Annotated in this window: 18 protein-coding genes; 10 read left to right on the top strand and 8 right to left on the bottom strand. The window is 72.0% G+C overall.

What is annotated here, in order from left to right; all coding sequences use genetic code 11:
* Positions 1-5 precede the first annotated feature (5 nt).
* From ABZ714_RS03780 to era, 3 genes are all read left to right on the top strand, one after another.
* Entirely contained in the window at positions 6-359 is a 354-nt protein-coding gene (locus tag ABZ714_RS03780; RefSeq protein WP_358823632.1) for an MmcQ/YjbR family DNA-binding protein, read from the top strand.
* A gap of 19 nt (positions 360-378) precedes the next feature.
* Positions 379-741, top strand: a complete 363-nt coding sequence (locus ABZ714_RS03775; protein ID WP_358823509.1) for a cytidine deaminase — start codon at positions 379-381, stop codon at positions 739-741.
* 397 nt (positions 742-1,138) lie between these two features.
* Complete coding sequence (gene era / locus ABZ714_RS03770; RefSeq protein WP_358823508.1) at positions 1,139-2,083, top strand: GTPase Era; 945 nt, start codon at positions 1,139-1,141, stop codon at positions 2,081-2,083.
* A gap of 34 nt (positions 2,084-2,117) precedes the next feature.
* Here the strand turns inward: era and ABZ714_RS03765 are convergent, their stop codons facing one another.
* Together ABZ714_RS03765 and ABZ714_RS03760 are read right to left on the bottom strand one after the other, a co-directional pair.
* On the bottom strand, positions 2,118-2,390 hold the full coding sequence (locus tag ABZ714_RS03765) for a protealysin inhibitor emfourin (protein ID WP_358823507.1): 273 nt from the start codon (positions 2,388-2,390) through the stop codon (positions 2,118-2,120).
* A gap of 123 nt (positions 2,391-2,513) precedes the next feature.
* On the bottom strand, positions 2,514-3,572 hold the full coding sequence (locus ABZ714_RS03760) for a M4 family metallopeptidase (protein ID WP_358823506.1): 1,059 nt from the start codon (positions 3,570-3,572) through the stop codon (positions 2,514-2,516).
* Between the two features lie 377 nt (positions 3,573-3,949).
* Between ABZ714_RS03760 and leuA the strand changes: the two genes are divergently transcribed.
* Complete coding sequence (gene leuA, locus ABZ714_RS03755; RefSeq protein ID WP_358823505.1) at positions 3,950-5,710, top strand: 2-isopropylmalate synthase; 1,761 nt, start codon at positions 3,950-3,952, stop codon at positions 5,708-5,710.
* Between the two features lie 383 nt (positions 5,711-6,093).
* A complete protein-coding gene (locus tag ABZ714_RS03750) occupies positions 6,094-6,789 on the top strand; it encodes a TerB family tellurite resistance protein (RefSeq protein WP_358823504.1) in 696 nt (231 codons plus the stop codon).
* Positions 6,790-7,334: 545 nt separating this feature from the next.
* Here the strand turns inward: ABZ714_RS03750 and ABZ714_RS03745 are convergent.
* Positions 7,335-8,717, bottom strand: a complete 1,383-nt coding sequence (locus tag ABZ714_RS03745) for an MFS transporter (protein WP_358823503.1) — start codon at positions 8,715-8,717, stop codon at positions 7,335-7,337.
* 181 nt (positions 8,718-8,898) lie between these two features.
* On the opposite strand from ABZ714_RS03745, the gene ABZ714_RS03740 reads away from it, so the two are divergent.
* The 3 genes from ABZ714_RS03740 (at position 8,899) to ABZ714_RS03730 (ending at position 11,680) form a co-directional block, all read left to right on the top strand.
* Entirely contained in the window at positions 8,899-9,684 is a 786-nt protein-coding gene (locus tag ABZ714_RS03740; protein WP_358823502.1) for a helix-turn-helix transcriptional regulator, read from the top strand.
* A 262-nt stretch (positions 9,685-9,946) separates the two neighbouring features.
* On the top strand, positions 9,947-10,756 hold the full coding sequence (gene recO, locus ABZ714_RS03735; protein WP_358823501.1) for a DNA repair protein RecO: 810 nt from the start codon (positions 9,947-9,949) through the stop codon (positions 10,754-10,756).
* 102 nt (positions 10,757-10,858) lie between these two features.
* On the top strand, positions 10,859-11,680 hold the full coding sequence (locus ABZ714_RS03730; RefSeq protein WP_358823500.1) for an isoprenyl transferase: 822 nt from the start codon (positions 10,859-10,861) through the stop codon (positions 11,678-11,680).
* Between the two features lie 137 nt (positions 11,681-11,817).
* Here ABZ714_RS03730 and ABZ714_RS03725 read toward each other — a convergent pair whose 3' ends face one another.
* The 4 genes from ABZ714_RS03725 to ABZ714_RS03710 all read right to left on the bottom strand — a co-directional run bounded on the left by ABZ714_RS03725 (position 11,818) and on the right by ABZ714_RS03710 (position 15,147).
* The gene (locus ABZ714_RS03725; RefSeq protein ID WP_358823499.1) at positions 11,818-12,258 is read right to left on the bottom strand and encodes a transcriptional repressor; all 441 of its coding nucleotides are present in this window, start codon (positions 12,256-12,258) and stop codon (positions 11,818-11,820) included.
* Between the two features lie 191 nt (positions 12,259-12,449).
* The gene (locus ABZ714_RS03720; RefSeq protein ID WP_358823498.1) at positions 12,450-13,340 is read right to left on the bottom strand and encodes a metal ABC transporter permease; all 891 of its coding nucleotides are present in this window, start codon (positions 13,338-13,340) and stop codon (positions 12,450-12,452) included.
* A gap of 2 nt (positions 13,341-13,342) precedes the next feature.
* Entirely contained in the window at positions 13,343-14,128 is a 786-nt protein-coding gene (locus ABZ714_RS03715) for a metal ABC transporter ATP-binding protein (RefSeq protein ID WP_358823497.1), read from the bottom strand.
* Entirely contained in the window at positions 14,125-15,147 is a 1,023-nt protein-coding gene (locus ABZ714_RS03710; RefSeq protein ID WP_358823496.1) for a metal ABC transporter substrate-binding protein, read from the bottom strand. Before ABZ714_RS03710 ends, ABZ714_RS03715 begins: the two co-directional genes overlap by 4 nt.
* A 197-nt stretch (positions 15,148-15,344) precedes the next feature.
* On the opposite strand from ABZ714_RS03710, the gene ABZ714_RS03705 reads away from it, so the two are divergent.
* The gene (locus ABZ714_RS03705; protein WP_358823495.1) at positions 15,345-16,730 is read left to right on the top strand and encodes a glycine--tRNA ligase; all 1,386 of its coding nucleotides are present in this window, start codon (positions 15,345-15,347) and stop codon (positions 16,728-16,730) included.
* Positions 16,731-16,987: 257 nt separating this feature from the next.
* Positions 16,988-17,245, top strand: coding sequence for a DUF6243 family protein (locus ABZ714_RS03700; protein ID WP_358823494.1), 258 nt, complete (start codon positions 16,988-16,990; stop codon positions 17,243-17,245).
* Positions 17,246-17,603: 358 nt separating this feature from the next.
* On the opposite strand, the gene ABZ714_RS03695 is transcribed toward ABZ714_RS03700, so the two are convergent.
* On the bottom strand, positions 17,604-19,049 hold the full coding sequence (locus tag ABZ714_RS03695; RefSeq protein WP_358823631.1) for an MFS transporter: 1,446 nt from the start codon (positions 19,047-19,049) through the stop codon (positions 17,604-17,606).
* Between the last annotated feature and the right edge of the window lie 32 nt (positions 19,050-19,081).

Below are 19,081 nucleotides of genomic sequence, written 5' to 3'. Positions count from 1 at the left end.
GGGGGATGAGAGCGGCCGAGGTGCGGGCGTTCTGCCTGGGCTTCAACGACGCCGTGGAGGACTTCCCCTTCGGGGACGAGGTCTCCGTCTTCAAGGTGGCCGGGAAGGTCTTCGCCCTGGGGCGGCTGGACCGGGCTCCGCTCTGGATCAACCTCAAGTGCGAGCCGGAGAACGCGCTCCGGCTGCGCGCCGAGCATCCGGAGATCGTCCCCGGCTATCACATGAACAAGCGCCACTGGAACACCGTGACGGTCGGCGCGCTGCCGCCCCGGCTGGTCCGGGAGCTGATCGAGGACTCGTACGACCTGGTGGTCGCCGGGCTGCCCCGGGCCGTACGGCTCCGGCTGGACCGCCCGTGACACGGCCTATGCTCGGGGCATGACGCAGAGCAGCGAATCGCCCGAGGCCGTGATCGACCCCGAGGACCGGAAGATCATCACGTTGGCGCGGAGCGCGCGGGCCCGGAACGGCGCGGCTGAGGGCGCGGCCGTACGGGACGAGACCGGCCGGACGTACGTCGCGTCCACGGTCGCCCTGCCGTCCCTGCGCCTGAGCGCGCTGCGGACGGCCGTCGCGATGGCCGTGGCGAGCGGCGCGCGGTCCCTGGAGGCGGCGGCGCTGGTGGCGTCCCCCGACGCCGAGGTCTCGGACGACGACCGCGCGGCGGTCCACGACCTGGGCGGCCCCGACACCCCGGTCCTCCTCGCGGCCCCCGACGGCACCCTGCGCGCCACGACCTGAGCCCCTCCCGGGCGGGGACAGCGCCTCTTCGACGGGGCCTCGCCCGTGCGCCGTCGGTGGCGGCTCTTCGCGCAGTTCCCCGCGCCCCTGGTTGCCCTCCTGACCGCTCTCGGAATGAGACGGGACCCTCTTCCTGGGGGCGGGCCCCCTTTCAGGGGCGTGCAGGGGGAGAGCGTTTAGGGGCGCGGGGAACTGCGCGACCAGCCCACCGCGGTCCGCGGACCGCGAACAAGACCAGGCTGCCGGGCGCGGCCCGGGTAGTGGGGCGGCGCCCGGACGGCCGACGTGCGCATCGGCCGGGGCGCGGAGGGACCTCCAGGGGCGCGAGGAGCCCCGTGAAGAGGGCCCGGTGAGGGTGGGGGCACGGGAACCGCGCGGATCGGGGAGAATGAACGGCATGAGCGCGCGTACCCAGTCCACCGAGTCCGCCCCCCACCGGTCGGGCTTCGCCTGTTTCGTCGGCCGTCCCAACGCGGGCAAGTCCACCCTCACGAACGCTCTGGTCGGCCAGAAGGTGGCGATCACCTCCAACCGGCCGCAGACCACCCGGCACACCGTGCGCGGGATCGTGCACCGCCCGGACGCCCAGCTGATCCTGGTCGACACCCCCGGCCTGCACAAGCCGCGGACCCTGCTCGGCGAGCGGCTCAACGACGTCGTGCGCACCACCTGGGCCGAGGTCGACGTGATCGGTTTCTGCCTGCCCGCCGACCAGAAGCTGGGCCCCGGTGACCGCTTCATCGCCAAGGAGCTGGCCGGGATCAAGAAGACCCCGAAGGTCGCCGTCGTCACCAAGACGGATCTGGTGGACTCGAAGACCCTGGCCGAGCAGCTGATCGCCGTGGACCAGCTCGCGCGGGAGCTGGGCTTCGAATGGGCCGAGATCGTCCCGGTCTCGGCGGTCGGCGGCGATCAGGTGCAGCTCGTCGCCGATCTGCTGGTGCCGCTGCTGCCCGAGGGCCCGCCGCTCTACCCCGAGGGCGATCTCACCGACGAGCCCGAGCAGGTCATGGTCGCGGAGCTGATCCGGGAGGCGGCGCTGGAGGGTGTCCGGGACGAGCTGCCGCACTCGATCGCGGTGGTCGTCGAGGAGATGATCCCCCGGGAGGACCGGCCGAAGGACCGCCCGCTGCTGGACATCCACGCCAATCTGTATATCGAGCGGCCCAGCCAGAAGGGCATCATCATCGGCCCGAAGGGCGCCCGGCTGAAGGAGGTCGGCAGCAAGTCGCGCAAGCACATCGAGGCGCTGCTCGGCACCCCGGTCTTCCTCGATCTGCATGTCAAGGTCGCGAAGGACTGGCAGCGCGACCCCAAGCAGCTCCGCAAGCTCGGCTTCTGACCCTCCGAGGGCGGCCGTCGCCCGGGGGAGGGTGTCAGGCGCCCTCGCGCAGTACCCGGGAGACCAGCCGCCGCTGGGCCGTGGTCAGCCGTGGTTCGGCGGTGTGCACGGTCCGCCCGTCGACGGTGATCTCGTAGGCGAAACCGTCCGGGACGCCCGCCCGGGCCGGGCCCGTCGGCGCCGACTCCTCCACCGCCGCGCTGGCGAGCGCCCGCCACTCGGCCGCGTCGGGGCGCCCGGCGGTGTCGACGGTGGCGAACCGCTCGATCCCGGCGAAGCCGCCGGTGCGCCGAATCTGGATACGCATGACATCCGTTCTAGTACGGATCCGGGGCGGGCGGTAGCGGGGATCCGGGCGCTGCGGCCGACCGGGGGGCGATACGGGCGGTACGGGCGACGCGGCCCCGTACCGCACCCCGGCCGGGCGGGGTCACGAGGTGGGGACGCCCACCGTCGACCATGCCTTCAGTACGCCCTCGACCTCGGGCGAGCCGTCGCCGTAGCGGGCCCGGGCCGAGGCCGCCGTCAGCCGGGCGAACTCGCCGAACCGGGCGTCCTGCGTCAGCTCGCCGCCGGTGAGGGTGTCGTACCAGATCTGCCCGGCCCGCTCCCACGCCTTGCCGCCCAGTTCGGTGGCGAGCAGATAGAAGGCGTGGTTGGGGATGCCGGAGTTGATGTGGACACCGCCGTTGTCCCGGCCGGTGCGGACGTAGTCGTCCATCGTCGCGGGCTGCGGGTCCTTCCCGAGGACGTCGTCGTCGTACGCGGTCCCCGGCGCCTTCATGCTGCGCAGCGCCACGCCCGTCACGTCGGGCGCCAGCAGGCCCTCGCCGATCAGCCAGTCCGCCTGGTCGGCGGTCTGGCCGAGGACGTACTGCTTCACCAGGGCGCCGAAGACGTCCGACACGGACTCGTTGAGCGCCCCGGACTGGCTGAAGTACTCCAGGTTGGCGGTGTGCTGGGTCAGTCCGTGGGCCAGCTCGTGCGCGATCACGTCCACCGGGATGGAGAAGTCGAGGAAGATCTCGCCGTCGCCGTCGCCGAAGACCATCTGGGAGCCGTCCCAGAAGGCGTTGCCGTACTCGCGGTCGAAGTGGACGCTGGCGTCCAGCTTCAGCCCGGCGTCGTCGAGCGAGTTGCGGCCGTACGCCTTCAGCAGCAGCTCGAAGGTGGCGCCGAGGCCCGCGTAGACCCGGTTGACGGTGGCGTCCCGGCCCGGCTCGTCGCCCTCGCCGCGGACCTTGCGGCCGGGCAGGTCGGTTCCGTTCTCGCAGTCGTAGATCGTCCGCCGGGGCTTGGCGTCGGCGTCCGCGACGGGCGGGACCGCCGCGACCCCGCGGACCGTGGTGATCCGGCGGCGGGTGCGCTGGAAGGCGTCGCGCTCCAGGGTGCGGGTGGCGCGGTCGGCGATCCGCTGGTTCTCGGCCCTGGCCAGCTTGTCCAGCAGATGCGGCGGAACGACGGTGCAGAAGACGCTGTGGAATGCCATGCATGGCAATGTGACACCGAGGCACGGCAGTGTCACTAGCCGCGACCGCTATTAGTGAAATGGAGTGAAGGATGCCGTTTCGCACTGACGGAACGGGCGTGCGGCGCTCATCGGAGCGCCCCCGGCGGCGCCCCCCGGGGCGGGGTCCGCCGGGGGATCCGTACGCATCCGGTGTCCCGCATACTGATACGAGGGCGGCGGTCGTCCGGTCCGTCGGATATGCTCCCCGGCATCATGCGTTTCGGGCTGCTTCTTCTTAGCTGCCGCGGCGAGGGCCTGTAGTCGTAGGCCGACCCCCTCCCCGCGGGACAAGCTGCTGCTTCGAACCGTCGGCCGGTCGATTTTTCCAACCGGAATCCGAGGAGCCCGCGCACACCATGACCGACGCCGCCATCGGCCGTCCCACGCCGATCACCAACGCCAGTCACTCCCAGCAGCCGTCCGGGATGCCGATCCACAAGTACGGGCCCTACGAGGCCGTGGACCTGCCGGACCGCACCTGGCCGAACCGCCGGATCACCAAGGCGCCCCGCTGGCTCTCCACCGATCTGCGCGACGGCAACCAGGCCCTGATCGACCCGATGTCCCCGGCCCGCAAGCGCGCCATGTTCGATCTGCTGGTACGGATGGGCTACAAGGAGATCGAGGTCGGCTTCCCGTCCTCCGGGGAGACCGACTTCGCCTTCGTCCGCTCCATCATCGAGGAGGGCGCGATCCCCGAGGACGTGACGATCTCCGTCCTCACCCAGGCGCGCGAAGAGCTGATCGAGCGGACCGTCGAGTCCCTGAAGGGCGCCCGCCGGGCCACCGTCCATCTGTACAACGCCACCGCCCCCACCTTCCGCCGGGTCGTCTTCCGCGGCTCCCGCGACCAGGTCAAGCAGATCGCGGTGGACGGCACCCGGCTGGTCCTGGAGTACGCCGACAAGCTGCTGGGACCCGAGACGGTCTTCGGCTACCAGTACAGCCCGGAGATCTTCACCGACACCGAGCTGGACTTCGCCCTGGAGGTCTGCGAGGGCGTCATGGACGTCTGGCAGCCCGAGGACGGCCGGGAGATCATCCTCAATCTGCCCGCCACCGTCGAGCGGTCCACGCCCTCCACCCACGCCGACCGGTTCGAGTGGATGTCGCGGAATCTGTCCCGGCGCGAGTACGTCTGTCTCTCCGTACACCCCCACAACGACCGGGGTACCGCCGTCGCCGCCGCCGAGCTGGCCGTCATGGCGGGCGCCGACCGGATCGAGGGCTGCCTCTTCGGCCAGGGCGAGCGGACCGGCAACGTCGACCTGGTGACCCTGGGCATGAACCTGTTCTCCCAGGGCGTCGACCCGCAGATCGACTTCTCGCAGATCGACGAGATCCGCCGGACCAGCGAGTACTGCAACCAGATGGAAGTCCACCCGCGCCACCCCTACGCGGGCGACCTCGTCTACACCGCCTTCTCCGGCTCCCACCAGGACGCCATCAAGAAGGGCTTCGACGCGCTGGAGGCGGACGCGGCGGCGGCCGGGAAGACCGTCGACGAGATCGAGTGGAACGTCCCGTATCTGCCGATCGACCCCAAGGACGTCGGCCGCTCCTACGAGGCCGTGATCCGGGTCAACTCGCAGTCCGGCAAGGGCGGCATCGCGTACGTCCTGAAGAACGACCACAAGCTGGACCTGCCGCGCCGGATGCAGATCGAGTTCTCGAAGATCATCCAGGCGAAGACGGACGCGGAGGGCGGCGAGGTCACCCCCGGCGACATCTGGACCGTCTTCCAGGACGAGTACCTGCCCAACCCGGAGAACCCGTGGGGCCGGATCCGGCTGCGCTCCGGCCAGTCCACCACCGACACCGACGGGGTCGACACCCTGACCGTGGACGCCGTCGTGGACGGCGCCGACACCGTGCTCAACGGCTCCGGCAACGGCCCGATCTCGGCCTTCTTCGACGCCCTGCAGGCCGTCGGGATCGACGCCCGGCTGCTCGACTACACCGAGCACACCATGAGCGAGGGCGCCTCCGCGCAGGCCGCTTCGTACATCGAGTGCGCCATCGACGGCAAGGTCCTGTGGGGTATCGGCATCGACGCCAACACCACCAGGGCATCGCTGAAGGCGGTCGTGTCGGCGGTGAACCGGGCGGCCCGCTAGCCGCAGCCGGGCAACGGCCCCAGGGCCCCGAGACGGCGCTCTACGGGCTCCGTCGCCCACCACCGGCCCCTGTGGGCGGGCACACGGCGCGCACCCGCCGTAGGCCCGCTCACCCCCGGCCGTTGTCACCGCTCGTACGTCCGTCCGATCTCCGCTGAGTCCGGCCGACGGGCCCCGGACCGGTTTCCCGTACGTCTCCGCAGCTCGGGACGGGAACCGGTACGGGGCCTCCGTCGTCGGTAATCGGCCATGTGCGGACCGGGGCGCTCCGGGGTACTGACGGGCCCCCGTCCATGTGGCTAACATCACGCCAACACGGCTGTGCCGTGGCACAGTAACGCCCGTGGGCGCAGGCCGGCGGGGGAGGCCGGCGGAGGTGCGAGTTGCGGACGGACCGGGGTGTATTCGGTCGAAGGCTGTGGGTCTGCGGCGTATCCACCGCGTGGAACACCGTCGGCGACGGCGAGTTCTTCTGCGCGGCCTGCGGCGGCGACCGCAACTACCGCCGCCGGACCGGGCGCCGCCGGTTCACCCTGCTCGGGATCCCGGTACTGCCGCGCGGCTCGACCGGGCCCGTCGTCGAATGCACGGCCTGCCACGGGCACTTCGGCATGGACGTCCTCGACCACCCCACGACGGCGCGGTTCTCCGCGATGCTGCGGGACGCGGTGCACACCGTCGCCCTCGCGGTCCTGGCGTCCGGCGGAACCGAGTCCCGGCCGGTCCGCGAGACCGCCGTCGCCACGGTACGCGCGGCGGGGCTCCACGACTGTACGGAAGACCAGCTCACCGGGCTGATCGAGGCGCTCGCCGCGGACACGGGACGCTTCGTCAGCGACACCGGGCCGTGCGGGGCGGCCCTTGCCATCGAACTCCACGAGGCGCTGGAGCCGCTCGCACCGCATCTCGCCCCGGCCGGGCGGGAGTCGATCCTGCTCCAGGGCGCGCGGATCGCCCTCGCCGACGGGCCGTACACCCCGGCGGAGCGGGAGGTCCTGACGACGGTCGGCGCGGCGCTCCAGCTGCCCCCCGCGGACACGGTCCGCCTCCTGAGCACGGCGAGGACGCTGTCCCCTTGACGCTCCCCTGACTGTCCGGGTGCCGCCCGTGTGGTGACCGCCGCTCCCGGCCCGCGCCCTGGCCCTCCGGGCGCGCTCCACGACCCGGGTCGCGCCCGGCGACCGGCCCTTGTCGGCGGTCCGCGGCCCGCCTGTGGCCGTTCGCGCGGTTCCGCCCCCTATGCCTTCGGCGCTGGGGGGACCCCCAGCGCCTTGGCCCTCCGGGTGAGGCCCGCGCCATCCGCCCAGCCGGGCGGACGTTGTCGGGCGACCGCGCGCCGCCCGTGGCTGGTCGCGCGGTTCCCCGCGCCCCTAAAAGCCTCCGCCTGCCCCTCCTTGAGAAGCCTGAATCCCACAGGCCGGCGAGAGGGAGCAACCGAGGGGCGCGGGGAACTGCGCGACCAGCCACAGGCGGGCCGCAGACCGCGAACAACAGCAGGTCGCCGGGTGCGGCCCGGGTAGTGAGGCGGTGATCCGGAGAGCCGAGGCGCTGGGGGTCCCCCATTGCTGAACGCATAGGGGGCGGAACTGCGCGAGCAACCGGCCACCGGGGCGCGGGCCGGCAACTACGACCGCCGCCCGGGTGGAACCCGGGGACTTACGGGGAGGAGCAGCGCGACGAGGAGCGCTCCCGCGAGGAGCAGCGCCGCCGCCGCGTGGAGCGCGAACGCGAAGCCCTCCGCCGCCGCGATCCCGACCAGCGCCGCGATTCCCACCGCGCCGCCCACCTGCTGGACCGAGCCGAGCAGCGCCGACGCCAGGCCCGCGTCGCGTTCCGTGGTGTCGGCGACCGCCGCGATCGCCAGGGCCGGGAAGCCGAGGCCCGAACCGAGGGCCGCCACGAGCAGTCCGGGCGCGACGCCCGCCGGATACGCGGTCCCGGCCGTGATGCCGGAGAGCATCAGCAGGCCCACGGCGCTCACCAGGAACGAGACGACCAGCGGTGGGCGGACGCCGTAGCGGGCCACCGTCCACGAGGAGAGCCGTACTCCCGCCAACACGCCCGCCGCATACGGCAGATACGCGAGCCCCGCCGCCAGCGGCCCGTACCCCAGCTCGTTCTGGAGCCGCAGCATCACCAGGAACGACAGCGCGAAGAACGCGGCCGTGAAGAGCAGCGACGCCACCAGGGCCACCGCCCGTGACCGCCGGGCCGGGAAGGCGAGCGGCACCAGGGGGTCGGCCGTCCGGGCCTCGACCGCGAGGAACCCGCCGCCGAGGACCGCCGCGAGCAGCAGCGGTACGGCCGCGGCCGGGTCCCAGCCGTGTTCGGCGCCCCGCAGCAGCCCGTGGACCAGGGCCAGCAGCGCGCCCGTACCCAGCAGCGCCCCGGGGACGTCGATCCGCGTCCCGGGCCGCCGCTCGTCCGCGGGCAGCAGCCTCGGCGCCATCAGGAGCGCCGCCGCCGCGATCGGCAGATTGATCAGGAACACCCAGCGCCACGAGAGCAGATCCGTCACCACACCGGAGATCACCAGACCGGTCGTGCCGCCGAGCACGGCCACCCCGCCCCAGACGCCCATCGCCTTCGCCCGCTCGCCGTCGCCGGGATACATCAGGGTGATCAGTGACATCGCCGCCGGGCTCGCCAGGGCCGCGCCCGTGCCCTGGAGGAACCGGCCGGCCACCAACTGCCAGGGCTCCTGGGCCAGTCCGCAGAGCAGGCTCGCCGCCCCGAAGAGCGCGACGCCGGTGAGGAAGACCGTCCGGCGGCCCAGCAGGTCGGCCGCCCGCCCGCCGACCAGCAGCAGGGCGCCGAAGGCCAGGAAGTAGGCGTTGACCACCCAGGCCAGACCCGCCGGGCCGAAGCCGAGGTCGTCCCGGACGGTGGCGAGCGCGACATTCACCACCGAGTCGTCGAGGACCAGCATGAAATGGATGAAGGAGAGCACCACGAGTGCCCGGGCGCGCTGCCGTACACCCGTGTTGACCTGGGATGTTGTCGTCATACCGCGACGCTACGCAGCCTCCTCGGCAGCCGCGATACGCTACCGGGACAAGTGATAGCGCATAGAGGACAGCGCGTCCGCGGGCCTTCCCGCGAGCCGTGCGCCGGTCCGTGCGCGAGCCGTGTACGAACCATGTGCGAGCCCGGGTGCGAGGCGCGGCCCGGCCCCGGAAGGAGCCCCCGTGACCCGGTGGCCCGAGCCCTGCCCCGCCCCCGACGGAGCCGGTGCGATCGTCGTCGGCAGCTTCCCCATCACCTCCGGCGAGTGGTTCCCCGCCCACAGCCACACCCATCACCAACTCGCCTGGAGCCGCCGGGGCGTCATCGGCGTCGCCATCGACGACACCTACTGGGTGCTGCCGCCGACCCGTGCCCTGTGGATCCCCGCCGGAATCGTCCACCGGACCGGTGCCACCCGGGGCGCCCTGCTCAGCTCCCTCTACTTCGTTCCCGACCGCTGCTCCGTCGAGTGGACCGAGCCCACGGCCGTCGCCGTCGACGGGCTGCTCGCCCGGCTGATCGTCCACCTCGGCCGGGACGACCTCACCGCCGGAGCCAGACTCCGGGCGGAAGCCGTCGTACCGGATCTGCTGCGCCCGCTGCCCGCCGCGCCCATCGACGTACCCGAGCCCGCCGATCCCCGGGTACGGGCGGTGGCCGACGCGCTCACCGCCGACCCGGCCGATCCGCGCGGACTCGACGCCCACGCACGGGCCGTCGGCGTCAGCCGCCGTACCCTCACCCGGCTCTTCGCCGCCGACACCGGGATGAACTTCGACCGCTGGCGTACCCATACCCGGCTGCGGGCGGCCCTGCCGCTGCTCGCCGAGGGGCAGCCGGTCTCACGGGTCGCGCATGCCGTCGGCTACGCGACGGCCAGCGCCTTTCTGGCGGCGTTCAGACGGACGGTCGGTACGTCCCCGAGCCGCTACCTCCACGGCGCGCCCCCGGAGGAACCGGCGCCGTAGGCCCGGACCGCCGCGCACCCGCCGGCTGCCCGGTGCCACCCGGCGGGTGCGCGTCGTTCCCGGTCCGCGCCCGGTGGGCGGCTTGTCGCGCGGTTCCGCCCCCTATGCCTCCGGCAATGGGGGCCCCGGCGCCCGCTGCCCCGCGGATCCCGTCGGCCGCCGGGTCCGACCGGTCCTGACCGGTCCCGACCGGGGCGCCCCGATCCCGCCCGATCCGGCGGAGACGCCATGGCGCCCCGCCGCGTACGCGAGAATGGACTCCATGAGCCTGTTCCGCGACGAAGGCGTCGTCCTGCGCACTCAGAAGCTGGGCGAGGCCGACCGCATCATCAGCCTGCTGACCCGGGGCCACGGCCGGGTGCGGGCCGTAGCGCGCGGAGTGCGGCGCACCAAGTCGAAGTTCGGGGCCCGGCTGGAGCCGTTCTCCCATGTCGACATCCAGTTCTTCGCCCGGGGCAGTGAGCTGGTCGGCCGCGGCCTGCCGCTCTGTACCCAGAGCGAGACCATCGCCCCCTACGGCGGGGCCATCGTCGGCGACTACGCCCGCTACACCGCCGGTACCGCCATGCTGGAGACCGCCGAGCGGTTCACCGACCACGAGGGCGAGCCCGCCGTCCAGCAGTATCTGCTGCTCGTGGGCGGGCTGCGGGCGCTGGCCCGGGGCGAGCACGCCCCCCGGCTCATCCTCGACGCCTTTCTGCTCCGCTCCCTCGCGGTCAACGGCTACGCGCCCAGCTTCGTGGACTGCGCCCGGTGCGGCCTCGACGGGCCCAACCGGTTCTTCTCGGTCGCGGCGGGCGGTGTGATCTGCGCCGACTGCCGGGTACCGGGGAGCGTCGTCCCCTCGACCGAGGCCATCGGACTGCTCAGCGCGCTGCTGACCGGCGACTGGCCCACCGCCGACGCCTGTGAGCAGCGGCACGTCCGGGAGGGCAGCGGACTGGTCTCCGCCTATCTGCACTGGCATCTGGAGCGGGGGCTGCGGTCCCTGCGCTATGTCGACAAGGACGGCACCGTACGGAGCCCCGCGCCCGGCGACACCGCTCATGACGCCCGCTCGGCCCCCGTATGACGTCCGTATGACGCCCTTCCGGCATCCCCTCGATGCCTTCGACGACGCCCGACGACCGACCAGTAATCACTCGCATCGCACACAGGAGAAGTGAGAGCCGCAATGGCACGACGCGGAATCCTCGGCCGTAACCGCCGTGAGTACCAGGTCCCCGAGCCGCATCCGTCCGGCGAGCGGCCGCCGAAGATCCCCGGCGAGCTGGTCCCCAACCATGTCGCGGTCGTGATGGACGGCAACGGGCGGTGGGCCAAGGAACGCGGTCTGCCCCGCACCGAGGGCCACAAGGTCGGCGAGGGCGTCGTCCTCGACGTCCTCAAGGGCTGTCTGGAGATGGGCGTCGGCAATCTGTCGCTGTACGCCTTCTCGACCGAGAACTGGAAGCGCTCGCCCGACGAGGTCCGCTTCCTGATGAACTTCAACCGGGACGTCATCCGCCGCCGCCGGGACGAGATGGACGCCCTGGGCATCCGGATCCGCTGGGTCGGCCGGATGCCGAAGATGTGGAAGTCGGTCGTCCAGGAGCTCCAGATCGCCCAGGAGCAGACCAAGGACAACGACGCGATGACGCTCTACTTCTGCGTCAACTACGGCGGCCGGGCCGAGATCGCCGACGCCGCGCAGCGGGTCGCCCAGGAGGTCGCGGCGGGCCGTCTCGACCCGTCCAAGGTCAATGAGAAGACGCTGCGGAAGTACCTCTACTACCCGGACATGCCGGATGTGGACCTCTTCCTGCGGCCCAGCGGCGAACAGCGCACCTCGAACTATCTGCTCTGGCAGAGCGCGTACGCCGAGATGGTCTTCCAGGACGTGCTCTGGCCCGACTTCGACCGGCGCGACCTGTGGCGGGCCTGTCTGGAGTACGCCCAGCGCGACCGGCGCTTCGGCGGCGCCAAGCCGAACGAGGTCCCCGCACAGGGCCGCTGACCCCGGCCCCGTACTCTCCCGGTACTCGGTACTCGGTACTCGGTACTCCCGGATCCGGATGTACGACGGCGGGGGCGGGCATCGCCCTCCCCCGCCGGTCCGTCTGTTGCCTACGGCTCGGATCCCGGCCGTACGTCTCAGCCCTGGGCCGCCGCCGCGGCGGCGCACTCCGCGCACGTACCGAAGATCTCCACGGTGTGCGCCACATTCACATAGCCGTGCTGGGCGGCCACCGACTCGGCCCACGACTCCACGGCCGGGCCCTCGACCTCGACCGCCTTGCCGCAGACCCGGCAGACCAGATGGTGGTGGTGGTCGTCGGTGGAGCAGCGCCGGTAGACGGACTCGCCTTCGCTGGTGCGCAGTACATCGACCTCGCCCGCGTCCGCCAGCGACTGAAGGGTGCGGTAGACCGTCGTCAGGCCCACCGAGTCGCCCCGGTGTTTGAGCATGTCGTGGAGCTCCTGGGCGCTGCGGAACTCGTCCACCTCGTTGAGCGCGGCCGCCACCGCGGCGCGCTGCCGGGTCGACCGGCCTCGCACGGGGGTGGTGTTTCCGCCGGATGGCGCCGTCGCCACAGGTGCCTCCTCCATCGACCGCACAACGTGTCACGGCCAATTCTGCCAGGCCCCGCGCCGCGTACGGCACCGGTCGGCGCGACCCGCCGGTCGAGCGGCGCCCGTACCGGCTTCCCGCCGGGCCCGTACCGCCTTCGCGTCCCCGCCCGGTAAGGCTGCCGCAAGGCTTCGGTACGTTTCCCCGGCGGCCGTCAGACCGTGACGTCGTCGCGCGGGACGCGGACCCCCGGCACCCCGCACTCCCCGGTCACCGTCGCCTCGGCGGCCTTCGCCCGGCGCCTGGCCAGCGGCGCCGCCAGCACGGCCAGCAGGCCGAACACCCCGATCGCCAGCAGGACGATCGTCGCCCCGGGCGGTACGTCCTGGTAGTACGAGGTCGTGGTGCCCGCCAGGGTGACCGCGACCCCGATGCCCACGGCCAGCGCGAAGGTCGCCCGGAAGGACCGGGTGAGCTGCTGCGCGGCCACCACCGGGACCACCATCAGGGCGCTGACCAGCAGCAGCCCGACCACCCGCATGGCGACCGAGACCGTGACCGCCGCGGTCACCGCGATCAGCAGATTGAGCGCCCGGACCGGCAGTCCGGTGACCCGGGCGAACTCCTCGTCCTGGCTGACGGCGAAGAGCTGCCGCCGCAGCCCGACGGTGACCAGCACCACGAACCCGGCCAGCAGGGCGATCGCGGTCAGATCGGCGTCGGAGACGGTGGAGAGCGAGCCGAAGAGGAAGGAGCTGAGATCGGCCGTCGACCCGGTGTCCGAGACGTTGACCAGCATGACGCCGCCCGCCATGCCGCCGTAGAAGAGCAGGGCGAGCGCGATGTCGCCGCGGGTGCGGCCGTACGCCCGGATCAGCTCCATCGCGACCGCGCCCGCGACCGAGACCAGGGTGGCCATCCAGATCGGGTTGGTGGAGAGCAGGAAGCCGAGGCCGACACCGGTCATCGCGACATGGCCGACGCCGTCGCCGAGCAGCGCCTGACGGCGCTGGACCAGATAGACGCCGATGGCGGGCGCCGTGATCCCGACCAGGACGGCCGCGATCAGCGCCCGCTGCATGAACGCCGTTTCGAGGATTTCCATGGTCAGCTCAGCAGTCCCGTGCGGAGCGGCTCGTCGGCCGCGTGCGGATGTACGTGGTCGTGGCCGGGGAGCGCGTGCTGTCCCACGGCCTTCGGCGGCGGCCCGTCATGGACGACGCAGCCGTCGCGCAGTACGACGGCCCGGTCGATCAGCGGCTCCACGGCGCCCAGCTCGTGCAGGACCAGCAGTACGGTCGTCCCGGCCGACACCTGGTCGCGGAGGGTGTCGGCGAGCACCTGCTGGCTGGCCAGGTCGACCCCGGCCATCGGCTCGTCCATGATCAGCAGCTCGGGTTCGGCGGCCAGCGCCCGGGCGATCAGCACCCGCTGGTGCTGTCCGCCGGAGAGCGCCTCCACCGGGTCCTTCGCCCGGTCGGCGAGCCCGACCAGACCGATGGCCCGGTCCACGGCCGCCCGGTCGGACCGGGAGAGCAGGCCCAGCCGGGCGCGGGAGAGCCGGCCGGAGGTGACGACCTCGCGGACGGTCGCGGGCACCCCGCTCGCGGCGGTGGTCCGCTGCGGTACGTAGCCGACCCTGGCCCACTCGCGGAACCGCCGCAGCTCGGTGCCGAACAGCTCGACCCGGCCGGCGGTGAGCGGCACCCGGCCGATCACCGAGCGGACGGCCGTCGACTTGCCGGAGCCGTTGGCGCCGAGCAGGGCGACGACCTCGCCGCGGGCCACGGTCAGATCGATACCGCGCAGTACGGGCCGGGAGCCGAGGGCGGCCCGGGCTCCGCCGAGGAATATGACGGGCGGCTCGGAGGCCGACCTCGACGCGATACTCATTTCGCCCCCAGTGCGGTCTTCAGCGCCGTGAGATTGGCGTTCATCACCGCGAAGTAGTCGCGGCCCTTCGACTTGTCCGTGATGCCTTCCAGCGGGTCGAGGACATCGGTTCGCAGCCCGGCGTCACCGGCGAGGGTCTTCGCGGTCCGGTCGCTGGCGAGGGTCTCGAAGAAGACGGTGGTGACCTTGTCGGCGGTCGCCACCTTCCGCAGTTCCTTGATCCGGGCGGGGCTGGGCTCGGCCTCGGGGTCGATTCCGGCGATGCCCTCCTGGATCAGCCCGTACCGCCCGGCGAGATGGCCGAAGGCGCTGTGGGTGGTGATGAAGGTGCGGGTGGTGGTGTTCTTCAGACCCTGCTCGAAGGAGGCGTCGAGCGCCTTCAGCTCGGCGACCAGGGTGTCGGCGTTCTTCTGGTAGACGGCGGCGTTGTCGGGGTCGGCCTTGCCGAGGGCGGTGCCGACCCCGGCCGCGATCTCCGCGTACTTCACCGGGTCCAGCCAGACGTGCGGGTCGCCGCCGCCCTTCCCGTGGTCGTGGCCGTGGTCGTCCCCGGCCGGGGCGCCGCCCTCGGCCGAGTGGTCATGGCCGTCGCCTTCGGCGTGCCCGTGGCCGTCTTCTTCCTGGTGGGGCTCGGTGGCGGGCAGCTCGGTCCCGGTCAGCTCCGCCGCGTCCGTCTTGTGCTTGACCGGCGTCTTCTCGATGGCGCTGTCGACGGCGGGCTGGACGCCCTTGAGGTAGAGGATGTAGCCCGCCTTCTCCAGCTGGGCGGCCTGGCGGGGCTTGAGCTCCAGATCGTGCGGCTCGACCCCGGGCTTGGTGAGGGTGGAGACGGTGACGCGGTCGCCGCCGATCCGCTCGGCGAGGAACTGCATCGGGTAGAACGACGCGACCACCTTCAGCTTGCCGTCCTCCCGGCCGTCCGACGCGTCGGCGGAGGAAGAGCAGGCCGTCAGCGCGAGCAGCCCGAGGGCGGCCGTTCCCGCGGTGACGGCCGGAGGTATCAGATGGCGTACGTTCATGACTGTCATTTTCAACAAAACTGGAAACCATTGTCAACAAGCCAGGGTGAAAACGGGATGGAATCGGCACCTCCGCTACCTGTCGAGGACCGTGGAAATCCGGTTCCGGTCCAGGGGCCCCTCGATTTGATCCCGGGGGCGCCCGCGCCGGTAATCTGAGGCATTCGCCCAGCCGTCGTCCCTATGAAGAGAGCACCGTGGCCGCCGACAAGATCGACACGATCGTCAACCTGAGCAAGCGCCGTGGCTTTGTCTACCCCTGCAGCGAGATCTACGGTGGTCAGCGCGCTGCCTGGGACTACGGGCCGCTCGGAGTCGAGCTGAAGGAGAACATCAAGCGCCAGTGGTGGCGCTACATGGTCACCTCGCGCGAGGACGTCGTCGGTCTCGACTCGTCGGTCATCCTGGCCACCGAGGTCTGGGAGGCGTCGGGCCATGTCGCGACCTTCTCCGACCCGCTCACGGAGTGCACCTCCTGCCACAAGCGGTACCGGGCCGACCATCTGATCGAGTCGTACGAGGAGAAGCACGGCGGCAAGTCGCCCGAGAACGGCCTCGCCGACATCAACTGCCCCCACTGCGGCACCAAGGGCGCCTTCACCGACCCCAAGCAGTTCTCCGGACTGCTCGCCACCCACCTCGGCCCCACCCAGGACTCCGGCTCCATCGCCTATCTGCGCCCCGAGACCGCGCAGGGCATCTTCACCAACTTCGCCCAGGTCCAGCAGACCTCGCGGAAGAAGCCCCCGTTCGGTATCGCCCAGATGGGCAAGTCCTTCCGGAACGAGATCACGCCCGGCAACTTCATCTTCCGGACCCGTGAGTTCGAGCAGATGGAGATGGAGTTCTTCGTCAAGCCGGGCGAGGACGAGCAGTGGCAGCAGTACTGGATGGACCAGCGCTGGAACTGGTACACCGGCCTCGGCCTGCGCGAGGAGAACATGCGCTGGTACGAGCACCCGCAGGAGAAGCTCTCGCACTACTCCAAGCGCACCGCCGACATCGAGTACCGCTTCCAGTTCGGCGGCAACGAGTGGGGTGAGCTGGAGGGCGTCGCCAACCGTACCGACTACGACCTCTCCGCCCACTCCAAGGCGTCCGGCACCGACCTGTCGTACTTCGACCAGGAGGCCGGGGAGCGCTGGACCCCGTACGTCATCGAGCCCGCCGCCGGTGTCGGCCGGACCATGCTCGCCTTCCTCCTCGACGCCTACAACGAGGACGAGGCGCCCAACGCCAAGGGCGTCATGGAGAAGCGCACGGTCCTCCGGCTCGACCCGCGGCTGGCCCCGGTGAAGGTCGCGGTGCTGCCGCTCTCCCGCAACCCGCAGCTCTCCCCGAAGGCCAAGGGCCTGGCGGCCGACCTGCGGCAGAACTGGAACATCGAGTTCGACGACGCGGGCGCCATCGGCCGCCGCTACCGCCGCCAGGACGAGATCGGTACGCCGTTCTGCGTCACCGTCGACTTCGACACCCTCGACGACAACGCGGTGACCGTGCGCGAGCGCGACACCATGAAGCAGGAGCGGGTCTCCCTCGACCAGATCCAGGCGTACCTGGGCGCCCGTCTGCTGGGCTGCTGACCCACGTACGACCGGCCCCGAAGGCCGGCCGGGCACCGGGCCCGGCCGGCCTTCGGCGCGCCGGGCGGTGCCGACGGCGGGCGGCGGGGGGCGGGCGGCGGAGAAACTCTGATGCCCCGGGCGCCATCGGCCGGGTAACGTCACCCCCATGTATTCGTTCTTCCAGATCTACGAGTGAGAGCGCGGCGGCGGCCCCGGCGCGGCCCCGCCCCCTTCTGACCCCTCCAGTCATTTCTCACCCCGAACGGGAGAACCTCATGGCCAAGAGCCGAAACAACCTCCTCGGCGTCGGCGGACAGCGCCGCAAGCTGTCCCGCTCCGGACAGCAGTCCGGCGGTCCGGCGAGCGTCGCCGACCGCAGGGCCGCCGCCGACCAGAAGGCCGACCTGGTGGCCCGGATGCGCCAGCGCTCCGCGGACACCGACGCGACGCCGGACTCCGCCCCGGAGACCTCCGAGGCGTCGACCCCCTCGGACCCCTCGGAGTCGGAGACCCAGTCCGACCGGTCGGCCTGACGCCGCCCTCCCGGGAGCGGCGCTCCGGAGAGTGCTGGGGAACCCCCGGCGCCTTGGCTCTCCGGTGCGCCGCCCCCGAACTGCCCGGGCCGCGCCCGGCGACCTGATGTCGTCGGCGGTCTGCGGACCGCCTGTGGCCGTTCTCGCAGTTCCCCGAGCCCCTAAATGCTCTCCCCGGCGCCGCCCTTGAAAGAGGGACCCGTCCTCGGGATGAGGGGCCGTCTCTTTTCGAGGGCGGCCAGGAGGGCAACCTAGGGGCGCGGGGAACTGCGCGACCAGCCCACCACCGGCGCGCGGTCGCCCGACAGCATTCGCCCGGCTGGGCGCTCCGCGCGGCCCGCGTCCGGGACGGACCCGGTTACCCTGCGACTCGGGACGCGGCGGGGTCCGCGGCCGCGAGGTGGTCCGCGCAGCCGAGTGCCGTGGCCCGCGCCCAGCGGCCCGTCGTCGCCGCGCCGACCAGCAGGACCAGCAGGCCGCAGCCCGCGATGATCCACCATGCCGGACGGCTCGCCGAGGCGAACCGGGCCGCGTAGTCGGCGCTCCGCGCGGCCGTCCCGAGGCTGATGGTGACGCCCGCCGCCAGTACCGTACCGATCACCGCGACCCCGAGGGTCTGGCCGATCTGGCGGCTGGTGGAGGCGACGGCCGCCGCCACCCCGGCCTGGGAGCGCGGCATCCCGGAGACCGCCGTATCGGTGATCGGCGCGTTCACCATGCCGAAGCCGACGCCGAACAGTACGTACCCGGTGAACAGCAGCGCGTTCGAGGACTCCGCGTCGAAGGCCGCGAAGAGCACCCCGCTCGCCGCCATCGTCACCCCGGCGATCAGCAGCGGCGTCCGGGGCCCGACCGCCCCCACCAGACGGCCCGACAGCGGCGCGGCGACCAGGGTCACCGCCGCCATCGGCAGCGTGTAGAGCCCGGCGTGCAGGGCGTCGTAGCCGCGGACGTCCTGGAGGTAGAGGGTGTTGAGGAAGAGGAAGCCGCCCAGTGCGGCGAAGGCCGCGATCGCGATCACCGTGGCGCCGCTGAACGGCGCGCTGCGGAAGAACCGCAGATCGATCAGGGGTTCGCGGCGCCGGGGCTCGTACCGGAGCACCCCCACGAGCGCGCCGGCCGCGATCACCGCCGCGACCGCGTCCTTCTCGATGATCGCGTAGGTGGTGGCCCCCAGCAGGGCGATGACCAGCAGCTGGCCGACCGGGTCGAAGCGCCGGGGGTGGGGCGCCCGGGACTCGGGGACGTAGCGGAAGGTCAGCAGCAGGGCGAGCACCCCGACCGGGATATTGACCCAGGAGACCGAGCGCCAGCCGACCGATTCCACCAGCACTCCGCCGACCAGCGGTCCCGCGGCCATCGAGATCCCGACCACACCGCCCCAGATCCCGATCGCGCGGGCTCGTTCCACCGGGTCGGTGAAGGTATTGGTGATGATCGACATGGCGACCGGATTGAGCATCGAGCCGCCGACCGCCTGCACCATCCGGAAGACCACCAGCAGTTCCAGGCTCGGGGCGATCGAGCAGAGGGCCGAGCCGGCGGTGAAGAGCGCGAGGCCCGCGAGGAAGACCCGGCGGCGGCCGATCCGGTCGGCCGTCGATCCGGCGAGCATCAGCAGGGACGCCAGGACCAGGGTGTACGCGTCGATGGTCCACTGGAGTCCGGAGACGGAGGCGTCCATCTCCCGCCCGATCGACGGCAGCGCCACATTGAGGATCGTGTTGTCGAGGCTGACGATCAGCAGGCTCATACAGCAGATGCCCAGGACGAGCAGGCGCCGCCGGGATGTGAGCCGGGACACAGGCATAGCCCGATCGTACGGTTGACGGATCA

Source organism: Streptomyces sp. NPDC006798, from assembly GCF_040635975.1.
Lineage (GTDB): Bacteria > Actinomycetota > Actinomycetes > Streptomycetales > Streptomycetaceae > Streptomyces.
Note: the sequence above shows the minus strand (reverse complement) of the source record. Positions and strands in the feature narration are given on the sequence as shown.